10 protein-coding genes and 1 pseudogene are annotated in these 10,030 nt (G+C 73.3%); 5 read left to right on the top strand and 6 right to left on the bottom strand.

All coding sequences use genetic code 11. The annotated features are described in order from the left end of the window. Positions 1–79 precede the first annotated feature (79 nt). The 3 genes and pseudogenes from AB0H87_RS31650 to AB0H87_RS31660 all read left to right on the top strand — a co-directional run. Positions 80–265: pseudogene (locus AB0H87_RS31650) on the top strand (hypothetical protein); the annotation flags it as partial. Continuing rightward, positions 262–1,230, top strand: a complete 969-nt coding sequence (locus AB0H87_RS31655) for a hypothetical protein (RefSeq protein WP_360153880.1) — start codon at positions 262–264, stop codon at positions 1,228–1,230. The pseudogene AB0H87_RS31650 and the gene AB0H87_RS31655, both read left to right, overlap by 4 nt. A gap of 29 nt (positions 1,231–1,259) precedes the next feature. Further along, the gene (locus AB0H87_RS31660) at positions 1,260–1,826 is read left to right on the top strand and encodes a Uma2 family endonuclease (RefSeq protein ID WP_360153883.1); all 567 of its coding nucleotides are present in this window, start codon (positions 1,260–1,262) and stop codon (positions 1,824–1,826) included. Here the strand turns inward: AB0H87_RS31660 and AB0H87_RS31665 are convergent. Then, positions 1,823–3,307 (bottom strand): NAD(P)/FAD-dependent oxidoreductase, encoded by a 1,485-nt coding sequence (locus AB0H87_RS31665; protein ID WP_360153886.1) that lies wholly within the window; start codon positions 3,305–3,307, stop codon positions 1,823–1,825. The genes AB0H87_RS31660 and AB0H87_RS31665 overlap by 4 nt on opposite strands. Before the next feature lie 97 nt (positions 3,308–3,404). Between AB0H87_RS31665 and AB0H87_RS31670 the strand changes: the two genes are divergently transcribed. After that, positions 3,405–4,631 carry a PucR family transcriptional regulator gene (locus AB0H87_RS31670; RefSeq protein WP_360153889.1) on the top strand — a complete coding sequence of 409 codons (1,227 nt, stop codon included), beginning with the start codon at positions 3,405–3,407 and terminating at the stop codon, positions 4,629–4,631. On the opposite strand, the gene AB0H87_RS31675 is transcribed toward AB0H87_RS31670, so the two are convergent. Next, positions 4,607–5,413 carry a hypothetical protein gene (locus tag AB0H87_RS31675; protein ID WP_360153892.1) on the bottom strand — a complete coding sequence of 269 codons (807 nt, stop codon included), beginning with the start codon at positions 5,411–5,413 and terminating at the stop codon, positions 4,607–4,609. The genes AB0H87_RS31670 and AB0H87_RS31675 overlap by 25 nt on opposite strands. A gap of 125 nt (positions 5,414–5,538) precedes the next feature. Between AB0H87_RS31675 and AB0H87_RS31680 the strand changes: the two genes are divergently transcribed. Next, on the top strand, positions 5,539–6,153 hold the full coding sequence (locus AB0H87_RS31680; RefSeq protein WP_360153895.1) for a zinc-ribbon domain-containing protein: 615 nt from the start codon (positions 5,539–5,541) through the stop codon (positions 6,151–6,153). Here AB0H87_RS31680 and AB0H87_RS31685 read toward each other — a convergent pair. The 4 genes from AB0H87_RS31685 to AB0H87_RS31700 form a co-directional block, all read right to left on the bottom strand. Then, entirely contained in the window at positions 6,150–6,893 is a 744-nt protein-coding gene (locus AB0H87_RS31685) for a GNAT family N-acetyltransferase (RefSeq protein ID WP_360153898.1), read from the bottom strand. The two genes, AB0H87_RS31680 and AB0H87_RS31685, sit on opposite strands and share 4 nt — an antisense overlap. Positions 6,894–6,906: 13 nt before the next feature. Next, positions 6,907–7,617: an SDR family oxidoreductase gene (locus tag AB0H87_RS31690; RefSeq protein WP_360153901.1), complete on the bottom strand. Its 711-nt coding sequence runs from the start codon at positions 7,615–7,617 to the stop codon at positions 6,907–6,909. Positions 7,618–7,628: 11 nt separating this feature from the next. Next, the gene (locus AB0H87_RS31695; protein ID WP_360153904.1) at positions 7,629–8,420 is read right to left on the bottom strand and encodes a helix-turn-helix domain-containing protein; all 792 of its coding nucleotides are present in this window, start codon (positions 8,418–8,420) and stop codon (positions 7,629–7,631) included. A 7-nt stretch (positions 8,421–8,427) separates the two neighbouring features. Continuing rightward, positions 8,428–10,030, bottom strand: a 1,603-nt coding sequence (locus tag AB0H87_RS31700; protein WP_360153907.1) for a tetratricopeptide repeat protein, incomplete at its 5' end; no start/stop codon positions are given.

Raw genomic sequence — 10,030 nt, forward strand, 5'->3', positions numbered from 1 at the left:
GGATGGACGGCCACGTCGAGCAGCTGCACCGGGGTGCGCCGGAATTTCTTCAGGGCCCGACCGCCGAAGGCGAGCGTAGGGCTTCGGCACCCTGGACGCCGCGACGCTGGACACGGTCGCGGCGACGCTGGAAGGCCTGGCGGCCCGCGGCGACCGGATGGTCGGCGTGGTCACCCACGTGCCGGCGCTGGCCGAGCGGGTGCCGGTGCGCTTCGACGTCACGAAGGACGCCCGCTCCGCCCACATCACCCGGAGCGGCATATGACCAGCTACTTCGTCGACAACTGGGATCCGGCGTACGGCGCCTCGTTCGAGGCGTCGACCGCGCCCGCCGCCCAGAGCACCGCGCAGGTCAACGCCGACGTCGAACTGCCCGCGGCGGCCTGGCGCCCGCTCACCGCACCGCCGACGGTCCGGGCGCCCGACGTGGTGCTGCTGGTCGACGGCGTGCGCCGGATCGACGCGAGCCTGTGGACGCGCGAGGAGGACGGCACGTCGCATCCGGGCCTGGCGGCCTCGTACGCGGCGGGCGTGGTCCGTTGCGACCTGCGCGCGGGCGCCGCCTCGCTGGCCGGCGCCCTGGTCGAGCGTGGCCTGTTCACCACGTCCCCGACGGCGGGCGACATCACGGCCGGCTCGGTCCGCTACGGCGTACGCCAGATCTCCGGCGCACCCGACCCGGCCCGGCTGATCCCCGCGGTGCAGGGCCCGCTGACGGCGCTGGAGGTCGCGGTCTCGACCCAGGTCCGCGGCGAGTCCGAGGACCTGCTGGTGGTCGACGGCCCGCTGCGCAACCGCCGCCAGCTCAGCCGCACGATCGGCTACGTGAAGACGCAGCAGAGCCAGTACCTCGACGGCGCCCTGACCGCGGTGGTCACGGCGCTGCGCCCGGGCGAGCGCTCGCCGGTGTTCCTGATGGGCACGGCCTGGGGCGGCTACTCGTGGTACCTGCGCCTGCCGGGCCCGTCCGGCGCACCGTGGGCGGGCATCGTCCGGGTCGAGTGCTCGACGGAGCTGCCGTCGCAGGAGGCCATCGAGCTGGCCGACCTGTCGCTGGTCACGCTGCCGAGGTTCGCGTCGACGCCGTACAAGGACCCGCGGGCACCGCAGAACCTGATCCCGATCGCGGGCCTGGAACGCCGCCTCCGCGGCCTACTCGGCGACTCCCGCCTCCTGCACCGCGCCCTGACCCTCGCCGCCGCCCGCAGCACCGTTCCCGCAGGTTTGTAACCGTGCGAAACTGGACGCGGAGGTGAGTAATGACGGTGGCAACGCACGACGGGGTCGGGCTAGGGCCGTGGAGCGAGGACGACTACTTCGAACTAGGCGAAACCCCTAACCGAATCGAACTCATCGACGGGAGCCTTCTGGTGAGCCCCGCGCCAACCGTTCGCCACCAGCACCTGAGTTTCCTGCTTACGCAGGCGCTGAGCGGAGCGGCTCGTCGCGAGGGCCTAGCCGTGTACCAAGCGGTCAACGTCCGGCTCAAGACGGACCGGATCGTGATTCCGGATCTTGTCGTGAGCGAGGTGGCCATCACCGAGTCGGTGGTGGAAGCGACCGACGTCAAGATGATCTGCGAAATTGTCTCGCCGAGCAACGCCGTCGCCGACCGCGTCACGAAGATGCGCCTCTACGCGGTAGCCGGCATCCCGTGGTACCTGCTTGTCGAGAAGGATGAGTCCGGGTTCGTCCTCCAACTCCTCCATCTGCAAGGCGATCATTATGCGGCGGTGGCGAAAGCGAGCGGCGACGACGTGCTGCATCTCGACGAACCGCTGGTTGCCGACCTGGAAGTCGGAGAGCTGAACAACGCCGCCGGCTAGCGCGCTCCATGCGTGGCCGACGCGGTTCGTTCCGCGTGCCCGAAGTGGAGTTCGGGATCCGTGACGCGGTCGGCGCGGAGGAGTTTGACGTCTGTGTGGTAGTGCATCGAGGTCAGCCACGGTAGGCGGTCGCCCTGGCGGGGGAGTTGGTCGATGACCCGGCGGATGTAGCCCGCGCCGAAGTCCAGGAACGGGCGCGTCGGCATCGCCGGGTCGGCCGGGTCCGGGCGGCAGATCTCGTAGCCGTGCTTGTCCATGTGGGCCAGCAGCAGGCAGAAGTGCTCGCAGAGCAGGCCCACCTTGAGCGTCCAGGACGAGTTGGTGTAGCCCACGATGAACGCGAAGTTCGGCACACCGGAGAGCATCATTCCCTTGTACGCGACCGTGTCCGGGATGCTGACCGGCACGCCGTCGACGGTCAGGGTCACGCCCGCCAGCGCCTGGACGTTGATGCCCGTCGCCGTGACGATGACGTCCGCCGGCAGCTCGCGGCCGGAGGCCAGGCGGATCCCGTCTTCCGTGAACGTCTCGATCCGGTCCGTGACCATCTCCGCGGTGCCGGCCCGGATCGCCGCGAACAGGTCGCCGTCTGGCACCAGGCACAGTCGTTGGTCCCACGGGTTGTACGGCGGCCGGAAGTGCTCGTCGACCGGATAGCCCTCGGGCAGCGCCCGGGCGTTGAGCCAGCGGATCACCCGGCGCGCCCGCTCCGGGTGGCGCTGGCAGAAGCGCCAGATGGTCCGCTGCATCGTGATGTTCTTGCGCCGGGTCCACGCGTACCCGCGCTGCGGGCCGAGGTATTTCTTCAGCGCGTTGCCGAGCGCGTCCTTGGTCGGCATCGAGAGGATGTAGGTCGGGGTGCGTTGCAGCATCGTCACGTGCGCGGCGGTGCCGGCCATCGCGGGCACGATGGTCACCGCGGTCGCGCCGCTGCCGATCACCACGACCCGCTTGCCTTGGTAGTCAAGGTCTTCGGGCCAGTGTTGCGGGTGGACGATCGTACCCCGGAAGCGGTCCTGCCCGGCGAACCGCGGCGCGAAGCCCTCGTCGTAGCGGTAGTAGCCGCCGGCGCAGAACAGCCACCGGGCCGTGAACGTGACCGGCTCGCCGACCCGGTCCACCTCGACCGTCCACAGTGCTGTGGCGGAGTCGAAGGCCGCCGACGTCACGCGGTGGTGGTAGCGGATGTGCGGGTCCAGGCCGTTCTCCGTCGCGGTCTCCCGCAGGTAGGCGAGGATCCGCGGCGCCGACGCGATCGCCTCCTCGTCGAGCCACGGCTTGAACGCGTAGCCGAACGTGTGCAGGTCGGAGTCCGACCGGGTGCCCGGATAGCGGAACAGGTCCCAGGTGCCGCCGGACGCGCCGCGGGCCTCTAGGATCGCGAACGTCTTGTCCGGCAGCTCGGTCTTGAGGTACCGCCCGGCGCCGATGCCGGAGATCCCGGCGCCGACGATCAGGACATCGAAATGCTCCACCGCCATTCGTTCATGTTCTGCCGTCCGTCGCGGCCGTCGCGAGGACGATCTGCACCGTGATCGGGCCTGGTCAGGTGCTAACTGCACCTACTAGCGTCAGGGCATGTCGTGGGACCCGCCATCACCCCGGGTGCGGGAGCTCATCCGAGCCGGCGCCGAGATCGCCCTGCACCCACGCCCCGAGTGGCTCGCCGAGATCGACGCGGCGACGCTGGCGGGGGACGCCCGCCGCCCGATCGCCGCCGACCCGGTGCTGGCCGCCGCCACCCGCCGCACCAACCGGTCCAACCTCCTGTTCTGGGCCGCCGCCAACGTGCGCGCGCCCGGCCAGCCGGTGCCGGCCAACGACGAGGCGGCGCCACTGGCGATCGCCCGGGACCTCGTGCGCCGTGGCCTCGACGAGTCGGCGCTGGACGCCTACCGGGTCGGCGAGGCGGTCGCCGCCCGGCTCTGGACCCAGATCGCCTGCACGCTCACGACCGACACCGCGGAGCTGCGGGAACTGCTCGACGTCTCGCTCCGCTCGATCGCCGCGTTCGTCGACGCCACGGTCTCCGCGATCTCGCTGCGGATGCGGGCGGAGCGGGCGGCGTTGACCAGCGGTACGCACGCCGAGCGCCGGGAGACCGTGACGCTGCTGCTGGAGGGCGCGCCGATCGTCGGCGCCGAGAACCGGCTCGGGTACGCCCTGGACCGCACCCACACCGCCGCCGTCGTCTGGACCGACGACCCGGACGCCGACCCGCGTCAGCTCGACCGGGCGGCCGACGCGCTCGCCGCCGCGGCCGGCTCGGCCCGGCCGCTGAGCGTGCTCGCCAGCGCCGCGACCCGCTGGGTCTGGGTGCACGGCCGCCCCGACGCCGCCGAACTGCGGCCGGCGCTGGACCGGCTGCCCGCGGTGCGGGTCGCGCTCGGCTCACCGGCGAGCGGGGTCGACGGCTTCCGGCGCAGCCACCTGGACGCGTTGACCACGCAACGGCTGCTGGCCCGGCTCGCCGGCGCGCACCGGCTGGCCGCGTTCGGCGAGGTCGAGCTGGTCGCGCTGATGACGCAGGATCCGGCGGCCGCGGACCGGTTCGTCAGCCGCACGCTCGGCGACCTGGAGTCCGCGCCCGCCGAGATCCGGGCGGCCGTGCGGGCCTACATCGCGGAGCAGTGCAACGCCGCGCGCGCCGCGGCCGTGCTGTTCACCCACCGCAACACCCTGCTGCGCCGGCTGGCCCGCGCCGACCACCTGCTGCCGCGTCCCTTGGAGGGCCGCGCCGTGGAGGTCGGCGCGGCCCTCGAGATCCTGCACTGGAAGGGTCAGGTCCGCCAGCCGTCGCGGTAGACCACCGTGGTCAGCGCGACCTCGCCGTGCCAGCTGCCCGGCACCGGTGCCGTCCGCACCTGTGCCGGCCGGTCGACCAGCACGCAGACCTCCTCGCCCGGCCACCACCAGCCGGTGGCGCGGGCGAGCGCGGACCACGCTCCGAAGTGGTCGGTCGTGTCCGCGTCCCAGGCCGCCAGCCCGAGCCGGTGCAGGGTGTCGTAGTAGCCGATCCAGCAGGCGTCCTGCTGCCCGTACCAGCAGACGGGCACGGCGGAGCCGAGGGCGGCCCGGACCGGATGGCGGAATCCCTTGCCCAAACTGCGATGCAGGCCACCGCGGACCGCCTGGTGCAGCACCACCGCGAGCGGCACACCGCGGCCGAGCGCCTCCAGCGGCGGCCGGTCGGGCCAGGGTTCCTTCTTCTTGCCCGGCTGGCGGGCGGGCGACAGCTCGGGGTCGGCGTGCGCGACGCCCGCGCTGAGCGCGGCCCGCAACCGGGAGCCCGCGGCGGCCACGTCGGTGGCCAGCGGTGGCGAACCCGCGGGGTCGCGGATCCACCGGTAGAGGTCGTCGAGCGTAGGCCAGCCGTTGACCAGGGCGAGCGCCTTGGCCGGGGAGGAGACCCACTCGAACCGGGGACGGGGTTGGGAGATCCGGGCGTAGATCGCGGCTACGCACCGTTCCGCGGTCTCCCGATCGGCGGGCAGTGTCGACAGGGCCTGGTCGAGCCATTCCTGCCTGATCCGCACTGCTTCCTGCCAGAGTTGGCCGGCGTCACCGCGCCGGGCCGGCGCGGTCATCGCGCGAGGGCGTCGACGCCCTTTCGGTTGGAGATCATCCGTCCATGGTGCCACACCGGCAGGCGCGACGGGCCGACCGTTGGTACTGTCCCGGAGATCCAGCCGTCCCTCTCAGCGGAGTCGCAATGATCATCTTCGGTGTGTCGGTCTTCTACATCTTCGGTCTGATCGGCACCGGGCAGTTCCACTGCCCGCACTGCGGCGGCGACCGGGAGTACGAGCACCGCACCGCGCGCCGGTTCTTCACGCTGTTCTTCCTGCCGGTGATCCCGCTCGACAAGGTCGGCGAGGTGGTCCGCTGCAAGACGTGCCGCACCAAGTTCGACCCGATCGTGCTGAGCCGCCCGACCACCGCCCAGCTCGCCAGCGCCCTCCCGGCCGGCATGCGGGCCGCCGCGGCGGTCGTGCTGCGCGCCGGTGGTGTCTCCGACGCCGCGGCCCGGGCCGCCGTCGACGCGGTGCGTGAGGCCGGCGCGACCGACTACGACCTCGCGCACGTGGGTGTCGACGCCGGCCAGCCGACCGAGTACGCGATCGAGCCGCTGCGGGCCCTCGCCGGCAACTTCACCCCGGACGCCTGCGAGCGGCAGCTCGCCAACGCGGTCCGGATCGCCCTTGCCGACGGCCCGCTCAGCCAGCCCGAGCGCGACGCCATCCACTGGATCGCCGAGCAGCTCCGGATGACCCCGGCGCACGCGACCGGCGTCATCGCCACCGTCGAGCAGTCGATCCGCAACTAGGTCAGGTCGGCCACCTCGATCACCCGGGTCGTCGGGGCGGCGGCGCCGATCGCCTCGCGGTGGGCGAGCCGCTCCGGGTCGACCATGAACGACTCGTAGCCGGCGCGGTGCGCGAACCGGATCAGGTGCACCTCGGTCGTGCCGTCGGTGCCGCGGGTGCGGCGCTCGAGCGTGCCGCCGTGCCGGCCGAGCAGCGCCAGCACCGCGTCCTCGTAGCGCTGCCCGGCTTCTTCCTGCCCGGCCACCATCTCCACGACGGCGGCCAGCAGCACGCCGGAACCCGGCCGCTCGAGCCAGATCGAGGCGGGCCAGCCGGGCTTGTCGGCCGGCTGCTCGTGCGAGTCGACGAAGCCGTGCCGGGCGTAGAAGCGGGCGGCGGGCTCGTTGCCGGCCAGGTACGCCAGCCGCACGGGCCGCCCGCCGGCCGCCTCGACCAGCGCGGTGAGCAGCGCCGAGCCGACACCGCGGCCCTGCGCGGCCGGGCGCACGTAGAGGCGCCAGACGATCGGGACGTCCCCGGTCAGATCGAGGTTGCCGATGCCGAGCAGCTCGTCGCCCTCCGCGGCGACCAGCACCGTGGTGTTCGCGATCGCGCGCTCGGTCGCCTCCGCCGACCACCAGGTGGCCAGGCCGTACGCGACGTAGTCGGCGCCGGCGAAGGCGTACGTCGCCGGCCAGGTCTCGTGCCCGATGGCGACGATCTGCGCGACGTCGCCGGGACCCGCCTCTCTGATCTCCATAGGGCCAAGCCTGTCAGATCAGCAGCCCGCCGCTCGCCCGGATGTTCTGCCCGGTGATCCAGCCCGCGTCCGGCGTGGTCAGGAACGCCACCACCGCGGCGACGTCGTCGGGCGTCCCGAGCCGGCCGAGCGCGCTCCACGCCGCCGACTGGGCCAGGTCCTCCGCGCTGTTGTGCGCCCGCAGCAGGTCGGTGTCGGTGGCGCCGGGGGAGACCGTGTTGACGGTGATCCCGCGCGGGCCCAGCTCGCGCGCCGCGACGGCGGTCACCTGCTCGAGCGCCGCCTTGCTGGCGCAGTAGAGCACGTTGCCGGGCGCCGGCATCGTGGTGTTGAGGGTGGAGATGTTGACGATCCGGCCGCCGTCCCGGATCAGCGGCGTCGCCCGCCCGATCGCCAGCAGCGGCACCTTGGCATTGGCGGTCATCGCGCGGTCGAAGTCGTCGGCGGTGACGTCGGCGACCGCGGCGGGCACGATCACTCCGGCGTTGTTCACCAGGATGTCCAGTCCATTCTGGACAGGGGCGAACATGGCGTCCAGACAGGACAGCGACGTCTGGTCCGCCCGCACGGCGACCGAACCCGCGCACCGCGCGGCGACCTCGTCGGCGGCCTCCTTGTCGCGGGCGTAGGTGAACACGACACGGTGGCCGGCGGCGGTCAGGCGTTCGACGATGGCCCGGCCGATGCCCCGCGAGCCGCCGGTGACCAGTGCGGTGGATGTCATGCCCCCGGACGCTACGCGCCCGGCAGCGGCTCGTATTGAACGATTGCGCACAGCTGCGCCGGGGTCAGCCCGGCCATCGCGCGGGTCGATCGCGTGAGGTGCGCCTGGTCGGCGTAGCCGGCGCCGGTCGCCGCCCGGGCGGGCCCGACCCCCTCGGCGAGCAGGCCCAGCGCGGCCTGGAACCGGGACACCCGGGCCACGGTCGCCGGCGGGAGCCCGACCTCGCGCCGGAAGCCCAGCTCCAGCGCCCGGCGGCTGACCCCGAGCCGGTCGGCGAGCGCGCCCACCGCGATCCGCGGGCCCTGCAGGCGTTGCCAGGCGGCGTCCACCGGCGACGGCGGCGGTGCGGTCCCGAGCCGGGCCAGCAGCGCCGCGTCGAGCAGCGCGAACCGGGCCGGCCAGGACGGCGCGGCGGCGAGGCGCTCGGCCAGGGGCTCGGCCCGCCGCCCGAGCAGGTCCCGCCACCCGACGAGCTGGCCGGCCAGCACGCTCGCCGGAAGTCCGAACAGGACGGACACGCCGGCCGGCGTCAGCCCGACCGAGACGCCGCGGCCCCACGTGGTCGGACCGTCCACGATCGCCTCGGCGCGGGGGCCGCTGAACACCGTGAACGGGCCGTCGAAGGAGAACACCAGGGTGGTCGAGCTGAGTGGCAGCACGCGGTGGGCGATCGGCGCACCGTTGTGTGAGGAGAAACCGCCGTAGCCGAGGACGAACGGTCGCAGGCGGTGGTCGGGCTGTCCAGGAGTCGCGCGGCACGCACCCTCGGGCGGGCACAGCGGCACCGAATCGATCAGCTCCACCGATCCATCATCGCGGAGGCTCCAGCGCGTACGCCACCGCCGAGGCCAGGTTGTCGGCGGTGCCCTCGGCCCAGGCCCGCGGGTGCGCGCGGGTGTCCAGGTCGCGGTGGCCGTTCGGCCACGCCGGCACGTACGCCCGCATCCAGGCGGCGCTCGTGACGGTCTGCAGCTTCCGCGCCGCGGCGGCCAGCCGCACCGCCCGCTCGGCCACGCCCTGCCGCGCCGCGAGGTCCGACAGCGCCTCCAGGTAGAGGGCGACGCCGGCCTCGTCCCGGGCGGCCGCGGAGACCCGCAGGCCGGACTCCAGATAGCGGGTCGAGGTCTCCAGGTCGCCGCCGGCCACCGTCGCGACCGCGAGGCTGTAGAGCGCGACGACCTCGCCGAGGTGGTCGTTGGTCTTGCGGGCGATCCGCAGGCCGTCGGCGAACTGGTCGACCGCGGCGGCGTAGTCGCCCTCGTTGAGCGGCACGAGGCCGAGGCGGGCGTAGTACAGGGCGATCATCCAGTCCTCGCCCAGCCGCTCGCTGATCTGCTTGGTCTCCTCGAGCAGCTCGCGTGCCAGGTCGTAGTCGCCGCGGGCGAGCGCGAGCTGTCCCAGCATCCCGGCCGCGCGCGCGGTCGCGTCCTCGTCGCCGACCTCGCGCAGCAGCGGCAGGGCCTTCTCCAGCTGCGTTCGGCCGCGCGCGTGCTGGCCGGTGATGAACGCGATCGAGCCGTCGCCGAAGAGCACATGGGCGTACGCCTGCGGCGACAGCGAGTCGGCGCGCTCCAGCACCCGCTTGACGTTGCGCGCGCCCTCGTCGGTGTGGCCGCGCAGCCACCAGAGCACCCACACTATCCAGCCGAGCCGGACGGCCTCCTCGAGCTGCTCGGTGTCGATGAACCAGTTCATCGCGGCACGCAGGTTGTCGTGCTCGCTCTCGAGGTCGTCGACGGCGCGCGGGTTGGCGGACGTGCGGCCGAGCGGCGGCGCGGTGCGCTCCGCGAACGCGAGGTAGTGCTGGGCGTGCCGGTCGTGGGTGTCCTTCCAGTCACCGGCGTCCCGGAGCCGCTCCAGGGCGAACTCCCGGATGATCCCGAGCATCGTGAACCGGGGCTCCCGCTCGCCGGGCTCCTGCGTGATCAGGCTGCTCTCGATCAGCGAGGCCAGCGCGTCCAGCCCGGCGTACTGGTCGGGCACCCCGGCCACCGCGCGGGCCGCGGTCAGGTCGAACGCGCCGGCGAAGACGCCGAGCCGGGCGAACAGCTCCTGCTCGTGTGGCGGCAGGAGCTGGTAGCTCCAGGCGATCGCGTCGCGCAGGGTGCGCTGGCGGGCGGGCAGGTCGCGGGCGCCGCCGGTGAGCGTGCCGAGCCGGCTGGCCAGCCGGTCGAGCAGGGCGCGCGGGGTGAGCACCCGCACCTTGGCGGCGGCCAGCTCGATCGCGAGCGGCAGCCCGTCGAGCCGGCGGACGATCTCGGCGATCGCCGCCGCGTCGTCAGCGCCGACGCCGAAGTCGGCCTTGACGGCCCGGGCCCGCTCGATCGCCGCCGCCCGCGCCACGCACCTGGAGGCGCTGAAGTGACCGGTGAGCTGACCGCCGCGCTGGAGGCCGAGTACGCCGCGATCTTCG

Origin of the sequence: Asanoa sp. NPDC050611 (assembly GCF_040654855.1) — a bacterium.
Taxonomy (GTDB): domain Bacteria; phylum Actinomycetota; class Actinomycetes; order Mycobacteriales; family Micromonosporaceae; genus Asanoa.